13 protein-coding genes and 1 pseudogene are annotated in these 16475 nt (G+C 67.3%); all 14 read right to left on the bottom strand.

All coding sequences use genetic code 11. From position 1 onward, the window contains the following. Positions 1-285: 285 nt before the first annotated feature. Positions 286-798, bottom strand: a complete 513-nt coding sequence (locus ACFWGZ_RS00820) for an SUKH-3 domain-containing protein (RefSeq protein ID WP_382449349.1) — start codon at positions 796-798, stop codon at positions 286-288. Beyond that, complete coding sequence (locus ACFWGZ_RS00815) at positions 798-1550, bottom strand: polymorphic toxin-type HINT domain-containing protein (protein WP_382449371.1); 753 nt, start codon at positions 1548-1550, stop codon at positions 798-800. Before ACFWGZ_RS00815 ends, ACFWGZ_RS00820 begins: the two co-directional genes overlap by 1 nt. 623 nt (positions 1551-2173) lie before the next feature. Beyond that, the gene (locus tag ACFWGZ_RS00810; protein WP_382449348.1) at positions 2174-3334 is read right to left on the bottom strand and encodes a glycosyltransferase; all 1161 of its coding nucleotides are present in this window, start codon (positions 3332-3334) and stop codon (positions 2174-2176) included. A 92-nt stretch (positions 3335-3426) separates the two neighbouring features. Beyond that, positions 3427-4371: a GNAT family N-acetyltransferase gene (locus ACFWGZ_RS00805; protein ID WP_382449347.1), complete on the bottom strand. Its 945-nt coding sequence runs from the start codon at positions 4369-4371 to the stop codon at positions 3427-3429. 130 nt (positions 4372-4501) lie between these two features. Then, positions 4502-5749 carry an alcohol dehydrogenase catalytic domain-containing protein gene (locus ACFWGZ_RS00800; RefSeq protein ID WP_382449346.1) on the bottom strand — a complete coding sequence of 416 codons (1248 nt, stop codon included), beginning with the start codon at positions 5747-5749 and terminating at the stop codon, positions 4502-4504. Between the two features lie 151 nt (positions 5750-5900). Beyond that, positions 5901-6866 carry an aspartyl/asparaginyl beta-hydroxylase domain-containing protein gene (locus tag ACFWGZ_RS00795; RefSeq protein WP_382449345.1) on the bottom strand — a complete coding sequence of 322 codons (966 nt, stop codon included), beginning with the start codon at positions 6864-6866 and terminating at the stop codon, positions 5901-5903. A gap of 218 nt (positions 6867-7084) precedes the next feature. Continuing rightward, positions 7085-7687: an ankyrin repeat domain-containing protein gene (locus tag ACFWGZ_RS00790; RefSeq protein ID WP_382449344.1), complete on the bottom strand. Its 603-nt coding sequence runs from the start codon at positions 7685-7687 to the stop codon at positions 7085-7087. Continuing rightward, positions 7677-9524: an ABC transporter ATP-binding protein gene (locus ACFWGZ_RS00785; RefSeq protein WP_382449343.1), complete on the bottom strand. Its 1848-nt coding sequence runs from the start codon at positions 9522-9524 to the stop codon at positions 7677-7679. Before ACFWGZ_RS00785 ends, ACFWGZ_RS00790 begins: the two co-directional genes overlap by 11 nt. After that, a complete protein-coding gene (locus ACFWGZ_RS00780; protein ID WP_382449342.1) occupies positions 9521-10447 on the bottom strand; it encodes an aspartyl/asparaginyl beta-hydroxylase domain-containing protein in 927 nt (308 codons plus the stop codon). Before ACFWGZ_RS00780 ends, ACFWGZ_RS00785 begins: the two co-directional genes overlap by 4 nt. A 31-nt stretch (positions 10448-10478) precedes the next feature. Beyond that, positions 10479-11942, bottom strand: coding sequence for a D-glycero-beta-D-manno-heptose 1-phosphate adenylyltransferase (gene rfaE2, locus ACFWGZ_RS00775; protein ID WP_382449341.1), 1464 nt, complete (start codon positions 11940-11942; stop codon positions 10479-10481). Positions 11943-12015: 73 nt separating this feature from the next. Beyond that, positions 12016-13641: a carbamoyltransferase C-terminal domain-containing protein gene (locus ACFWGZ_RS00770; protein WP_382449340.1), complete on the bottom strand. Its 1626-nt coding sequence runs from the start codon at positions 13639-13641 to the stop codon at positions 12016-12018. Position 13642: 1 nt separating this feature from the next. Beyond that, positions 13643-14773 (bottom strand): glycosyltransferase family 9 protein, encoded by a 1131-nt coding sequence (locus tag ACFWGZ_RS00765; protein ID WP_382449339.1) that lies wholly within the window; start codon positions 14771-14773, stop codon positions 13643-13645. Between the two features lie 408 nt (positions 14774-15181). Further along, positions 15182-15382: pseudogene (locus ACFWGZ_RS00760) on the bottom strand (MbtH family protein); the annotation flags it as partial. A 154-nt stretch (positions 15383-15536) separates the two neighbouring features. Beyond that, a complete protein-coding gene (locus tag ACFWGZ_RS00755; RefSeq protein ID WP_382449338.1) occupies positions 15537-16463 on the bottom strand; it encodes a TauD/TfdA family dioxygenase in 927 nt (308 codons plus the stop codon). Positions 16464-16475 lie beyond the last annotated feature (12 nt).

Here is a 16475-nt window from a genome sequence, read left to right as displayed (position 1 = left end):
TAGACGACCACCGCGTCCCGACCTGCCGGGCGGGACGTGCTTTTCGGCACGCACAACCCAGCTCCGCCGCACCCAAGAGCCCCTGCGCACAGCCTGATGTTCTACGCGGACTCCAAGCCCTAGTCGCGCGCTGGACAGGCAGCTGCAACACATGTCCAGACCCGAACACACGACACAACAATAACCCAAGCCAGAAAACACTAAAAAGAATTACCGGAATCATTCCAAAACTGAGACCAGCCGTGACATCGCACACTAGACGGGCTCACCGAGAACACTGGCGCGTTAGACCCACTTGGGCCACGGCTTCATCCCTTTGGGCGCATGAACGCAGATCAACGGGCGATCCGCACTTACCATGAGATCCAAGCCCTCGTGCGGTGTGTTTCCGACACTCCAGATCAAACCGTTTGCAAAAGCGGACATAGCGCCGTCTTCTCGCATGAAGACGTGTGAATAGCTAAGCCACCAGCCGATTGGAAACCAAACTCCACCGATTGCCGAGCCAATAGCCAAGGATTCATCCTGATGTCTCCCTCCAACCCCTGCAGCGTCGACAAAGAACGGCTCACCGTTAAAGAAGTTGGGGCCATCCTCGCGAGCTGGTCCGACTTTAAGCCCACAGAAGGATTCAAGGAAGCAGAGTGCTGCTGAACTCGGGGTACAACCCTGCGCTTCCAGGCAATTGATATTCGAGGATACGTATACATACCGTCCGGGGTACCAGCCAGCCACGCGTAGGGCGGAAACGGTTGTCGGATTCAATCGGGAGAAAAAGTCAACAGGTTCGCCAGCCATCAGCAATTTACCCTCAAACTATCCATCACCCGGCGGCACGCTTTACAAGGAGAGACAGGCGCTCCGTGATCTCCCTTGGGCGTATCGCTCACATGCACCGTGGACATGGTCCCGCCTCGAATCCCTACCTCACCTTTTCTTGAATATACCTTGCTCAGACACCGCATTTCCGCACATCCACCATTCATCGGATGGCCCTGCTGTTCGAATATCTCCATCATCTCGTCCGGAGAAATAACGCTCTCCTTATTGCCCGATCGGTAGACATAACCACTCCGCAATTCGCACTCGGCGGCGAAGTCACTTCCTCGAATCTCGCCCCCATCGGCCTGTACTCCAAGTGTTGCCTCACCACAATTATGAACGAGAACTGGCGTGGCCCCAAAAAGCACATGATACGTGCGATCGCTATCTACCGTAAGGTTGTGGACTCGTCCTTGTGTAGTCCATTCATAGGCTGCAGAGACCTTGAGTGCAGCGCCGGCTGAGGCCAGCAGGACTGAGCCGGTCTTGAGTTCTCTGGCGAATGTCCATTTCTTCTGTTCAGGGAGCCAAAAGGGATGGTTATCGGTCGCAGTGACGACGCCACCGCCCTCGACGCTGACCTCAACGAGGTTCTTGGTGCCGTCACCGACGATCGTGCCCACCACGTCACGTGCCGCAGTCTCGCCGGTGATTTCGTTCGTTGCAAGGACTTGATCGCCGGTGACCACGTCTTCGATCCGCTTGGCAGCCCCGTCAGCGAGAAGGATCTTGGCGCCGGGAATAAAGCTGTTCTTTTAGCACATCCTGGACTATTACCGCCGATCTTGGCCAGTGCCGCCGTCGCTATCCGTTGCGCCTCGCAGGCGAACCCGTCGACGCGACGGAGTAGCGCTTGGGCTTTGGTGATGATTCTGACCATGGAAGCGACGGCTTTTACCGCCTTGTAGCCGGCTTCGATGACTTTGCCGACCTTGCCCCACGGCACGAGGTTCATGACAAGACCGCCGCAGGCCCAGATATCGCCCTTGGTGAAGCAGTCGACACGGGCGTTCACCGAACTGGCTCGGCGGCACGCGGCACTGCGCACCGGGTTCTCGGCGACGCACCAGGAGGTCCTGCGGCACCTGCCGGTCACCGTCGAAGTGGACGAGGTTGCCCAGGACCGCGTCCACGACGAGTTCTTGGGCCAGGCCGAAGTGGAGTTCGACCTGGCTACCGTTCCTGTTCCGGCTCCGCACCGCCCATACCGGGGACGCCAGATGGATGCTGGCCCTCGTCTTCCACCACTCGCATCTGGAATCACGAAGGGCGGCTCGCGGACCGAGCGTGGCGGACCGGTGTCGCCCCCTGCTGAGCACGACCGCCGGTCCCGCACGCCTCGTTGGCATCATCAGCTGGTTGGTGCGGGCTTCGGGATCAGTCGCTCGACGATCTGACGCACTGCTTCGTCCACCGCCCGCGGGGTGTACCGCTGCTCGTACAGAGTCGCCGCGCACTCGGCGAGAGAGCGCCGCCGGCATCCGTCCAGCAGCAGCTTGGCCACCGCGTGCGCAAAAGCCTCGGCATCGTCCTCGATCCTCAGATGCACCTCGTCCTCGGCTTCCAGTCCTTCGCAACCGACACTCGTCGAGACGACGGGAACACCGTGGGCGAATGCTTCGAGGATCTTTATCCGAGTGCCACCACCGACACGCAACGGAGCGACCATCACGTGCGCGCGATCGAGATGAGGCTTCATCTCCGGAACCTCACCGACCACTTCGACACCTGGTAGCGACCGAAGGTCCTCCACGTCCCGCGAGGCCTTCCCGACCAGGAGCAACCTGGCTCGCGGGTGGAGGTCGCGGACGCGCGGAAGGATGTCCTTCGCGAACCAGATCGCCGCGTCCTCGTTCGGCGGCCACTCCAGCCACCCCTGGAAGAGGATCGTGTCACCCTCGCCACGCGTTCGATCCAGCTCTGCACCGAGATGGCCATCACGCCGATAGGTGTTGGTGACCACCGTGCTGTTGGCGAACGCCAGCTTGGCCGCGTCCGAACCACTGGTGAAAACGACCATGTCCGCAGCCGCCGCTACCTTGGCGTGTTCTGCTTCGATGCTGGCCGCCTCTTGCATTTGCCGCTCTGCCTCAGCCGGGGTCAATTCCGTCCTGTCTGGGCTCATGCCGAGCTCCGACCAGCGCCTCAGGATCACGTCTTCGAAGTCGTCCACGTCCACGACGGATTTTCCGCTCGTCAGCCCTCCTGCGATCTGCCACAGGCGTTCTCGGTCGTACCAGACCAGGTCGTACGGCTCGCCGTCCAGCCAGCCGGAAAGAGCGTCCTCGAGAGTCGCCCTGTTCCGGGGCGTGTCGTACGCGTCGTCCAGCGCGAGCACCTTGCGGAACGGGCCGACCGGCGGATCGTCGTCGACGGGCGGCGCGTCCTTGTAGCGGAACAGGACCAGGTCGACAGCACCGAGTTTCGCGAGCGCTTCGCACGTGGCTCTGATTCGCAAGGCCCCGCCTGTGGCCTGCCAGGGTCGCGTACCGGTAAGCACGAGAAATCGCATCAGTTGACCCCAATGCTCAGTCGATCCCCGCTCGAGATCGAACGATTCTTCTGGTCAGGCGAATGTCGGCGAGTCTGATTCCCGATGGTCGATCAGTTCGGCGTGCTCACCACGATCCGATGCCCTTCCGGCAAGCGGAACGCGAACTCGCGCCTCCCCCACGGCTGGTCGACGGGCGGTTCGACGTGAACTGCCCCTGAACCCAGCACCGACTGGTACAGCTCAGCGAAGCCACTGCCGACGTCGAGGCCGATCTCGACCGGAGCGCACGTCGACGGTGAACACCGAACCAGGCGCACGCCTGGCCCCGTACTCCACGGACCGAGGACGATCCCGGCCATGTCGGCGGGCTCGCCGACGGTGAAGGAAACCCTGGCGGCCAAGGCAGCGCACAGCAACGTCGCCGTCGCCGTCACGTCGGCCACCTGGACCACCGGTTGGAGGTGGACCACCGAAATCGGATCCGGTCTGCTCGCCCGGCCGAACACGATCATCTCGTGCGGCCGCTCCCGGTGTTCGTAACGCTGGACGAGCCGGCCTCGTTCACTCAGGCCGACCTTCCTGCACACCGCGATCGAACGGGCGTTGGTGGACTCGACCCAGGCCTCCACCCGGCCGTGGCCCATATGCGTGAAGGCGTGGTCGATGACGGCGGTAGCCGCCTCGGTGGCGAACCCATGTCCCCAGGCCTGTTCGGCCAGGATCCAGGTCAGGCCGGGAATGGCCACGCCGCCGAGCAGTCCGGCCATGCCGATCACCGACCTGTCCGCTGTACGACGCAAGGTCCACAGCGCGGCACCAGGTCTCGTCCCCTCCTCGGCGAGCACCTGGCGTGTCTGCTCCACCGAAGCTAGCGGCGGACAGGTCCACCACCGCATCACCGCCGGGTTGCCGTAGACCTCGTGCAGCGCTTCGGTGTGCTCGTCCGGGTCGAGTGGCAGCAGCTCCAGCCTCGAAGTCTCGAGGTACATCGTTCTCCGTTCTTCGTCGATAGCCGCGAAGACGCGTCCACGCCAGCACGTCGTGATCGTGGACACGGTCCTGCTCACGGGCTTCTGCGTTCCTAGCGCATCTGCTCGGCGGGTGCGATGCCGACTCCCGAAAGCCAGGTTTCGACCAGCTGCGACACCGCGTCGTCCGGGGCGAGAACGACCTCGCTGGCCTGGTTCACGCCGTTCCACCTCCCGCGGTTGCCAGGCAGAGCAACGGGTTGATCCGTTCCTCGCCGATCCGGGCGCGCAGGGCCGGATCGGTGACGCCCAGTCCACGCTCAGACGCGAGGCACAACACGGCGATCTTCCCGAGGTGGCAGTTGGTCTGCACGAGCCGAGCCGCCTCGGCAACCTCGGCCAGTGGGGACACGGCGGACATGGTCGGGACCACAGCACCGCTCGCGATGAGGCGGTTGGTCTCGACCTGCTCCTGGAGGTCCATCGCGTGGCTGCCGATGACCTTTTTCAGCTTCATCCACAGGTACCGGTTGTCCAACGTGTGCTGGTAACCGGTGCTGGAGCCGCACGTGACGACCGTTCCTCCTCGCCGCGCCACGAACACCGAGACGCCGAACGTCGCCCGTCCCACGTGTTCGAAGACGATGTCGGGCCCCGGCCGATCCGGCGGCGGATCTCGGTGCCGAGCCGCTTGCCGACCTCGAGCACCTTGGCCGGATCGTCGCCCGTGGTGTCGTCCAGGCCGATGGGCCGCGTACGCACCCAGACCGCCTGCGGCGCTCCAGATCAGCACAGCATCGCCCTGCTTCATCCTGGCGCCGTGGTCACCGACGAGCATGCGGCAGGCGGTGCCGGCACACAACTGGTTGCACGCGGCCTCCTCCCACGTCAGGTGCGCGGGTTTCGGCACCAGCCGGCTTGCCCGCACCAGCGCGTACTCCGCCAGGCCGCCGAAGTTCGTCTCGAAACCCCACGCGCGCATCCCGGCGCCGAGCATGCCGTCGTCGTGGGAGCCCGCTTCCTGCTCGTCGACGTAGGCGGGGTTGACCACCACGTGGTCGCCCGCTCGCCACCGCCGCATACCGGAGCCCACGCGGACGACCACGCCCGCGGCGTCGGAGCCCACCACGTTGCGGGGACGATCGTGCCGCCGCGCCCAGCCTCCCTGGGCCGCGAACTGCCGCAGGAAGCGGAACGTGGAGATCGGCTCGAACATCGCCGACCACACGGTGTTGTAGCTGACAGAGCTGGCCATCACCGCCACGACCACCTCGTCCGGCGCCAGGTCCGGCATCGGAACGAGGCCCATGTGCAGCGACTTGCGAACGTCCTTGCCCGTCACCCCCTGGAACATCGCGACGTCCTCCGCCCGCAGAAGCGCGGCGAGGTACATCTGTGGCAACGGGGAACGCTCGATTTCCTCCTCACCCGCGCCGGTGAGCACAGCGTCGGACAACGAGTTCATGGCACTTCTCCTTCGGTCACAACAGAAAGCGGGTGCGGACCGAATCGCGCTCGTGTTCCTGTCCAGTGATGCTCGCCGCACGACCGCCGAGCGCGGCATCGGTGATTCCGTGCAACCCGGCGCGGGATCGTCGATCGCGAGGTCCGGGCCGTCAAACCTGCCGCTCCCACCGCACCTGCTCGCCCTCGAGCTCAGCCCTGGTGATGCCGGTGCCGGACAGGTAGGTCTCGACCAGCTGCCGTACGGTGTCATCCGGCGTGAGCACCACCTCGCCGTCCTGGACGCGCACCTGCCGCAGACCGCGTTCGCGCATGAACGAGACGATCTGCTCCTCGAAATTGTGCCGCCGCCGCAACAACCGCTCCTGGTGGTCGCCGCTCAGATCTGGGTGCAGCACGTCAACGATCAGCACCACTCGGTCCTCGGTGCCCCGGTGCCACACCTCGTGCTCGAACGAGTCGTCGAAGACGAGGCACTTGCCCTCCTCCCACCGCGTCTCCTGATCACCGACTCGGATCCCTGCACCGGCAGGGACTTTGATCGGCAGGTGAATGCGAAGCAACGCGTTCGTCGAGCCGCAGTGCGGCATGATGTGCGTGCCCGGCGTCACCCTGGACACCGAGATCACCCCTGGACTGAGCACCGTCACGTCCGGGATCTTCTCCAGAACACCCATGGTGACGGGGAACCGCGCGCAGGTCTGGCTCTGGAAGCGGCCGTCCCGGTACAGGTATGCCTGTTTCCAGCTGCCCTTGCGGATGAGGCCCGCGTCATCGGTGATGGGCACCACCGGGTCGAGCGGGGTGTCGAGCAGCTGCTCGATCTCCGCCCGGATCAGCGGGTAGTTCTCTTCCAGGTACGACGTGAACCAGAACTGCCCGGGGTCGTGCAGCGGCTGCGCGGTCAGCCCAGGTACGTACTCCCTCGCCCGCTGCAGCGGATGCTCCCAAACGCCCTGCCGCACCGCCGCGTTCGCGCACTCCATCGCCTTCTCGGCATCGCCCGCGTAGTGCCAGGCGTCGATCAGGCCGGTGTAGTACCGACGTGCCATCTGCACCAGGTACGCGCGCGCACCGACTGTGCTGGAAACGCTCAGCTCGCGATTCACAGACGTCATCACTGTTCCCTTCTCCTCTGCAACCAGCCGACTCCCGAACGGGGTGTCCACGGCCTGTCGGCGCCGCAAACGCCGAGCTACCGGAAGTGGTCTCCGGGCAAGGCCGTGCACGAACGGCCGCCGAAGTCGATCTGCTGGTGCCGGAAGCACGGTTGCGCACCGTCAGGCCCACTGTGCAGCGGCGACCACCCTCCAAGGCCTCGGTGCCGTCGACGAGCTCAGCCACGGCTCGTCCGCTCGTCGGCCGGCTCGCTCACGGCCGGAACGAGGTCGAGGTCATCGGGAACCTCGAATCCCAGCTCCTGCAGGCAGAACCGCTTCCACTCCACCGTGACCTCGGCTAGGAGCACGTCCTCATCAGGCCAGATCGACGAGGTGACGGTGAAGTCGTCGTGCACGTAGACGATGGCTCCGCCTTCCCGGGAACCGTCCCGGACGCTCTCGTCCGCCTCCCAGGGCCAGCCGCGGTAAGCCCGCACCGCGTTCAGCGGATACGCGCGGCAGTAGGGCGTCCAGTTGCCGGACGCCTGCCCGGCGCTCTGGCGCAACATCCCAGCCACCTCCCGATGCCCGGCGGCCAAGGCGATCGCGTAGGGCGTCTGCTCGTCCCTGGTCGTGGCCGCCGGGTCGGCTCCTGCTTCGAGGAGAGCGGCCACAGTCGCCCGATTCCCGGTACCCGCGGCCCAGTCCAGCGCGCTCCACCCGTGTTCGTCGCGGGCCGCGAGATCCTCCGCTGTCGGCGCCAGTTCCCGAATCGCCCGGTCGTCGCCGGTACGACACGCTTCAGCCAGCGCACCGTCCTGCCGTTTCTCAGCTGCCATGGAAGCTCCTTGGATCGATGTGGTCGCTGTCGTGCCGGATCTTGTGCACTGGCGCAACCGGCACAGGCGAGGCCGGACCCGTCTTCGCCAGCCGGCGGTACAACGCGTCCGAACGCAGCAGATCAGCATGCTTCCCTGCTGCGCGGACCCCGTTCTCGTCGAGCAGAACCACCAGATCGGCCTGAGTCGCCACGGACATGCGATGGCTGACCACCAGTACGGTGCGGGTCCTGGACTGGTCGACGAGAGTCCGTAGCAACGTCTGCTCGTTGTCGGCGTCGAGTTGTGACGTGGCCTCATCGAGCAGGAGCACGTCGGCTCGGCGCAGCAGTGCGCGGGCCACCGCAAGCCGTTGTCTCTGCCCACCAGAGATCGCCACGGCTCGCTCTCCGACGAGGGTCTCCAGGCCGTCGGGCAGGGCGTTGACCCAGTCACCGAGCCCCACCGAGTCGAGGGCGGCGATCAGTTCGTCGTCGTCCGCGCAGTCCGCGCCGTAGCTGACGGAATCGCGGATGTTCAAGCCGAGCAGTGGCGCGTCCTGCTCGACGTAGGCCAGGCGATCGCGGAGTTCGGCGCGTCGCAGAGCTGTGATGTCGACCCCGTCGAGCAGCAGTCGTCCCCGCCGCACCTCAACGAACCGTTCAATCAGGTTCAGGAGCGTGGTCTTACCGATCCCGGAGGGCCCGGTCAGGACGGTGAGCCCGTGCGGGATGTGCAACGAGACGCCTTTGAACACGGGGTGTTTCCCGTACCCGGCCCAGACCCCGTCCAGCACGATCCCCGGGGGGATCAAGGCGTCGGCGGAGGTGGTGGACGGCGGGACGGCCAGGACGTGGTCGTCCGGCTCGGCCGGGATGTTTCGGATCTCGTCCACTCTCGCCAGTGCGGCCAGACCAGCCGTGATGGCACTCGCGGCGTTCGTGAGCACCGCCACCGGCGTGCGAAGGGTGGTGACATAGATCATGAACGCGACGAGGTCGCTGACCGACATCTGACCTGACGCGATCTTTGCGGCACCGATCCCGAGCGAGGCCAGAAACATGACGTCCATGAGTCCCCAGCCGGTGCCGTCGATGACCGCTTTCCAGCCCGACGCCCGCGTTGCCTGCCGGTAGGCCGACTCCGCCTGCCCGACGACCTCGCGCGCCTCACGCGCCTCGGTGCCGAACGCCTTGACCGTGCGGAAGGCGAGGAGAACTCGTTGCAGCCCCGTGAGCATGTCACCGACACTGACCTGGCCGGCCTCTGCCGCCTTCGACAGTCCACGAAGGACCAGCCGCTCGGCTCCGATACCCACGACCACGATGACCAGCAGGACCAGCACCATCGTGAGGTCTGTCAACGCCATCAGCACCACGGTCGCCACCATGACGATCGGGGCGACCGCACCGCGGACCAGCGCTTCGGACAGCGCGTGCTGCAGCAGTGCGGTGTCAGTGCCGACCCGGGAGAGCACATCACCGATCGGCATGCGCAGCACGGTGGTGACACGCGCCTTCAAGAGCGAACCGATCATGTCCTTTCGCGCCCCTAGCACGATCCGGTGCCCGAGCTTGCCCATCTGGTAGCTGCTCACCACGACCAGGGTCGTGGAACACACGGCCACGGCGGCGAACATCAGCAGGGCGGGCGCGAAGCTGGCACCGGTCGACACCGAGTCCAGCAGCCATTTCACGGCCTGGGGCTGGATCAGCACGGTGGTGTAGGACAGCAGGTCCAGCAACAGCAGTCCGGCCAGGGCGAGCCGCAGGCCGGGACCGAACCGCAGCAGGGCGGAGAGCTGCGACCAGCCCGGCCTCGGCTGCGGGTCCGTGCCGGTGGCGGCGGGCGTGGTCACTCGTAACTGACCTTTCCGTCCCTGAACTCGACCGCCGAGGCGTCGATCTCCCTCATGTGCCGGGTGAAGAGACTGGTCGTCGCGCCGTCCGCGACGAGATGCAGCACTCCGTCGACCATCTCCGCGCGCGCGATGCCGCGTTCGTCCATGTACGCGCGAATGCGTTCGTCGAAAGCGGTGCGGGCGGAGAGGATCCAGTCCCGGGCGCTGTCATCCAGCCCGGCGTGTGAGACGTCCATCAGCAGCACGACCCGAGGTTCGGTTCCCTCGTGCCACACCTCGTGTTCGAAGGAGTCGTCGAAGACCAGGCAGTCGCCTTCCCGCCACCGCAGGATCTGGTCCCCGACCCTCATCCGGGGTCCCTCCGGGACGACTAGTCCGAGGTGCACCCGTTGCCGGGCGTTGGACCCGCCGCAGTGCGGCAGGATGTGCGATCCAGGGTAGAGCCAGGACAGCGTGACCGCCCCCGGCCCGCCGCTGCTGGCCTCGGGAATGCCCTCGATCACGCCGGCGGTGACCGGGAACCGCTCGCAGGCGTCGTCGAACCGATGTCCCATGTCGTAGAGGGTCACCTGGTCCCATCGGCCGGCGCCGACCAGCGGTTCCTCCACCGGCAGGAAGCCGCGCGCCGACGGGTCGGTAACCGAGTCCAGCTCGGCCCGGATGCGCGGGTAGCTCTCCCGCAGGTAGTCGGTGAACCAGAAGTCGGCCGGGTCGTAGACCGGGATCGGTGGCAGCGAGGGCACGTAGTGCTTCGGGCGCTGGTCGGGGTGGCGCCAGATGCCCTGGGCGACGGCCAGCTCCGCGCACGCCCGCGCGGCGGTCTCATCGCCGGCGGCGAGCAGGGCGTTGATGAGTTCGGCGTATCGCCGCCGCGCTCGCTCCAGTCGCCGGAATCCGGTCGTCGTCGTCGATTCCATCATTTCGTGCTCCTCTTCAGTCCGAAATGGACCGTCATCTTTCGCCTGACAACGCGTGGATGTCTCGGATGATCTTGGTGGTCGACTGGTCGGCGACCGTGCGCAACAGCTCTACACGGCCGCCGAGGCGTTCGACGAGCGATGCTTCCGGCAGGTCCTCGAAGGCGTAGTCGTCACCCTTGACGTAGACGTCCGGTCGCAGCCGTTCGATCAGCTCCGCAGGGCTGTCGGCGTGGAACGGCACCACGACGTCAACACACCCCAGCGCGGCCAGCACCCGCATTCGCTCCGCCAGCGGGACTACGGGCCGGGACGGTCCTTTGAGCCTGCGCACGCTCTCGTCGGCGTTCACACCGACGACGAGCAGCTCACCGAGTGCCTTCGCCCGGCTGAGCAGGGAGACGTGACCGCCGTGCAGGATGTCGAAGCAGCCGTTGGTGAACACCACCTGGCAACTGCGGCCCGCGACGTCGGTGAGCCACGCGGGCAGCTCGCCGTCCGGCAGGACCTTGCCCGTGCTCGCCAGCGTCCGGCGCAGTTCTGCGGGATCGCAGATCGCCGTACCCGGCTTGCGCACCACTGTTCCCGCTGCCGCGGAAGCGAACTCGGCTGCGGAGGCCGGCTCGGCACCCGCAGTCAGCGCCAGCGCGAACGCCGCCGTGAAGGTGTCTCCTGCGCCGACTGTCGTCTCGGCTTCGCGAACGGCCGCGCAGGTCCGCACGCTCGGCCGGCCGGCCTGCAGCACCACGGCACCGTCCCGGTCCAGGGTGACCGCGACGAGTTCCGCTCCGCTGCGCTCCAGCAGGCTGGCCTGGTGGTCCACGACCTGGCTCACCCGGTCGCCACACGAATCCAGCCGGGGCTTGCCCAGGAGCGTGACGGCCTCGTCGTAGTTCGGCTTCACCACGTCCGGGTGAAGTGACCGGAAGTGCTCCGGCGTCCTGGAGTCCACGGCGAACAGCGGGCGCCGCGGGTAGCGGGCCAACGCCTCGACGACCGGGCCGGTGAAGGTGCCGTAGCCGTAGTCGCAGGCGATCACCAGGTCGCACCGATGCAGCTGGTCGCTGAGCCGGCGGGTCAGTTCGCCGGCCGTGGCCGCGGTGATCGGGCCCGTGCTGCCCTCGTCCATCCGCAACAGCATCTGTTCCCGGGCCAGCACCCGGCGCTTGACCACCGTCGACCGGCTCTCGTCGACCACCAAGTCGCCGGTGCCGACCTGGGCGGCGGCCAGAGCGGCACGAAGCCGCTGCCCGGCCGGATCGGCACCGACCACCGAGAGCAGCTGCGGCTCGGCGCCGAGCGCGCGGAGGTTCGCCGCCACGTTCGCCGCACCACCGCACTGGTCGTGCTCGCTGGTCAGCTCCACCACAGGAACCGGTGCCTCCCTGGACAGACCGGTGGACGTCCCCGTGAGGTACCTGTCGAGGATCGCGTCGCCGACGACCAGCACCCGCAACCCTCTGATCGCGGACAGCAGGCCGAGGAGATCACCGCTCATGACGGCGTCACCCGGCCCTCGGCGAGGACACGGACGGCCGAGCCCTCGCCTGCCGCGAGCCTGCTTGGCGCGGTCATGGCGTCTCCCGGCGGCGCACGATCATGTGCGGCAGCACGAGGTGGTCGAGCCCCGCGTCCAGCAGGGTCCGCACGGCGTCCCGCGGGGTCTCGACGATCGGCTCGCCCTTGGTGTTCAGGCTCGTGTTCAGCACCATCGGCACCCCGGTCCGGTCCTCGAAGGCGCGGATCAGGTCGTAGTAGGCGGGGTTGTCCTCCCGGCGGACCGTCTGCAGGCGCGCGGTGCCGTCCACGTGCGTCACCGCGGGCACCCCCGGCTTCAGAACCGGAGCGGCTCGGAGCATGAACGGGCTGTCGGCCACGCCGAACCACTCGGCGGCCCGCTCGCCTCGCACCGACGGCGCGAACGGGCGGAAGTACTCCCGCAGCTTGATCTCCGAGTTCAGCCGGTCCCGCATGGTCGGGCTGCGCGGGTCGGCGAGGATGCTGCGGTGCCCGAGCGCGCGGGGGCCGATTTCCGCGGCACCCTCGTACCAACCGACGACAGCGCCGTTGGCGATCAGGTCGGCCGCACGGCCCACGTAGTCGTCGACCACCTCCACCGAGATCTGGTCGCGGAACTCGTCCAGAGCGGCCTGCACCACGTGGTCCGGGTACTGCCGGACCGAGTACATCAGCTCGGTGTTCGGGTGCTGCTGCCGTGGATTCCCCAGAACGTGGTGCCAGTGCCAGAGGGCGGCCCCGATCGCGGTTCCGTCGTCACCGCAGGCGGGGTGGAAGTGCACCTGTTCGAACTTCGACGCGGCGAACGCCGGTTCCGTCCCGATGACGTTCAGCGAGGTGCCACCGGACAGGCACAGGTTCGGCGCGACCCCCGACTGGGCGGCGATCGTGCCCAGCTGCGCGAACAACTCCATCAGCTGGATGTCCAGGCCGAGCTGGACGTAGTGCGCCAGACGGGCGTTGAGCTCGCGCTGGCCGACCTTGACCGGCACCGGGTCCCGGTCGGCCAGTGCGACCAGGTCCTCGAGCCGGGTGATCCCGGTGAGGTCGACCCCGGCCGGCGCGCCCGCCGCACCGTAGGGCGCCAGCCCCATGACCTTGCCCGCGCCGACGATGCCCGAACCGAACATGATCTGTGCGACGGAGGAGTAGCCGATGTTGGCGATGAACCAGCTGTCGAAGTCCTCCTGCACGGGCAGGAGCTTCGTGCCCTGCCCCAGGTACGCGCGGCAGCCGATCGCGTCGATGGCCACCGACACCGCGGTGTCGAACGGTGAGGTGTAGTAGCTCGCGGCGGCGTGCAGGAGGTGGTGTTCCGGGTTGACGGTGCACGGGATCTCGACGCCGTCGATGCGAACCCGCGTGTTGCGCTGGTCCACCCAGAACTCGAACCAGGTCTCCTTGAGGTCGGATCCGTACAGCTCCACGATGTCAGGCGAGTCGATGTTGTGCAGGTTGCACAGCATCACGTGGTCCACATCGGACAGCGAGATCCCGGCCTGGTCGAGCAGTTCGGCGAGATCGGCCTCCCGCAGCCCGGGGTGCTTCTTGAGCCCGGAGAACCTCTCGGTGGTGACGAAGCCCGCCGCCCTTCCCTCGTGGAGCAGGACGGCCGCGCCGTCGTGGTTGAAGTTGATCGACAGAATGGTGCGGACCGGATCCGCGTTCTCTTGGCTCACGTCACGACCTCGATTCTGCGTTCTCGGGGCAACCGAGCCGACGGGCCACGGCGACCCACACGCGCTCGACGTCGAGGTCTGTCAAGCACTTCGGGTAGGGGCCGTCGGGCGCTGAGTAAGGGACGAGGCAGTGGTGCGCGCAGCTCCGGGCGGAGAGGTCGTCCGGAGGATTGGCGACCGACTGGCAGGGATAGCTCAGGGAGACCCCCGTGTGCAGCGGGTACACCCGCTTCCAGAAGAACTCGGTTCCAGTCGGGCCGTAGACGACCACGGTCGGCGTGCCCACGGCGGCGGCCACGTGGGCCGGTGACGAGTCATTCCCGACCAGCAGATCCATCTCGGCGAGCAGATTCGCCGCGTCGTCAAGTGTTCCGCCCGCGACGACCTCGACGCGCGCATCCGGCTCCGACGCGGCGACTCGCTCCGCCAGGCGAAGCAGGTTCTCGCGCTCCGCCTGGTCCCCGAGCAGGTAGCAGACGGCACCGGTGCGCCGGACCAGGAGCCGGCAGAGCTCGGCGTAGTTGTCGAGCGGCCAGCGCCTGTTCCACCGCGGGTCGCCGCCGGGATGGACGGCAACCCTGGGCGAGCCCGCGACCAGTCCCCGCGGCGGTGTGGCACTGCGCGGAAACTCCGGCACCACGTCGTGTGCACGGACCTTTCCCGGCAAGCCGAGGGCACGGGCCAACGCGGAGGCGTAGTCGAGGAGGTCCGGTGCGCGGGACACCGGGAATCGCAACTGGAGCGGGTGCGTGAGAAGATCACCATCGTCGGCTTCGCGCCCCGGGACACCGAGGCGGACCGGGATCCCGGCCTGCCTCGCCTCTCTCGCGCCCAGTCCCCTGCTGTCCGGGTCGACGAAACACACCTGAGGTTTCCGCGCGGCCAGGTCGTCGATGAACCGGCGCCAGCCGCCCTCGTCCCCGTCATCCGGGCAGCACACCACGTCCGCGGCGTAGCTGTGCCGCTCGAAGAAGTCCGCGAACCGGGCCGCCACGTCGTGCCCAGTCACCACGGTGATCGCCGCGTCCGGGTACGCCCGGCGCAGCAGGGCCAGCGCGATGTTGCGCTGGACGAGGTCGCCCAGGCCCGGCGCGACGAGCCGTGAGAACACGTACACAGTGGACTTCGCCATTTCCCGGCTCCCTTGACCTCGATCCGTCACTGATCACGCCTGGCGTACCGCGACGGCCCCCTGTCCAGCCAAAGTGGACAGATCGATCGAGGCGGTACAGGTGATCGGGACGAAGTCCAGCTCGAGCGATCCGCTCAGGCGGATCTCCCCCGTCGCCGCGGCGAAGTCCGCGCCGGACAGCGCGCAGTCGTCGGGGACCAGCTCGACCCCCAGTTCGGTGCCGCCGTCGGTGCCGGTGAACCGGACGAAGACGAAGCCGCGCTCGACGGCCTCGCCGAGCGCGACCGCGGTGCGCTCGGGGCGCAGCGAGATCTCGACCGGGTGCTGCCCGGCGGAGAGCCGTTCCACCAGCGTCGGGACACCGGCGTACGGGTCCTCCACGACCTCGTCGGTCAGTCCTTCCGGGTGCTCGGCCATGAACTGCCGCAGGCTCAACGGCCGCATGTCGGTCCACACCTCGTCGATGTGGGCCAGGCACTCGTCCCTGCTGCCGGTCTTGCCCGCCACGGTCCAGCCGTCGGGCAGGTCTTGGTCGGTGGCCCAGATCGAGTACTGCTCCTCGGCGTTGATGACGACGTGGAAGGTGCGGTTGTCGGTGGTGTCGTCCACGGGCTTGGTCACGGAATATCTCCTGTTCGTTTTGTGGGGAAGGGTGTTCGGGACGGTCTGGGAGGGAGGCCGGAGGATCCGGCCGGCCGCGGTCATCCCGGCAGCGGTGGTGTGCGGGCGGTGGCCTGACAGCGTGGGCGGGACGCGTAGGAGCTCACCGGCTCGCTCCTGGCCGCACCGCGTCCCAGGAGAGCGGGACGCCCATGCCGACGGCCACCTTGCGGTCACCTGTGTAGGGCTCTCGGCCGTGCGCTGCCAGCAGGTTGTCCACCACGAGGACGTCACCCACCTGCCACGGCACAGCGACCTGCTCGGACGTGTAGGCCGACCGCAGATGATCGAGTGTCTTTGCGGGAATCGGTGAGCCGTTCCCGTAGGTGGTGGCGGCGGGCAGGTCGTCCGCCGGTAGCGTCCCCACCTGGCTGCGGATCTGCTCAGGCAGGCTGCTGGTGTGGAAGAAGACCGCGTGGTTGAACCACACTCGCTCGCCGGTGCCGGGGTGCACGGCGAGCGCGGGCCTGATCTGGCTGGTGCGCAACCGGTCACGCCCGATCCACTCCCAGCCGATCTCCTGCTCCCGGCAGTACTCCTCGACCTGGGCGCGCTGCTCGGTCTGGAACGCCTCCGGCCAGGACATCCCCAGGCCGGTGCCGTAGTTGCGCACGTAGCGCACTCCGTGCTCCGCGAACACGGCGAGCACCTCGGGATCGATCCTGCCGAGCACCCGACGGGTGTCCGCCAGTGGCGTCGCGCCGCCCGTCATCGGTGGCCGGAGACAGCAGAACACGAGACGCCCCGGGAAATCCCGCTGATAGGAGTTCTCGGAGTGCATCAGGATGGTCTGGTCAGCGGGGTGGTCGGTGGCGGTGTAGATCCGATCGCCGAGCTCGGTGCGCGGGGAGGACCGCTGCAGGTAAGGACTGGGTGCGCCGACGAACGCCTGGACGACCGCCGGGAAACCGCCGAGGTCGACGCCGAAGCCCTGGAACAGCAACGCTCCGTGCCGGTCGAGCCAGGACCGCACTGTGTCGACCGCGTCCGTCGCCCAGCGGGCGAGGTCGAGTCCCGGTTCGGTTGCCACAACCCGCAACGG

It is taken from the genome of Lentzea sp. NPDC060358 (genome assembly GCF_042725365.1).
Taxonomy (GTDB): domain Bacteria; phylum Actinomycetota; class Actinomycetes; order Mycobacteriales; family Pseudonocardiaceae; genus Lentzea.
This window is presented reverse-complemented; position numbering and strand designations above follow the sequence as displayed.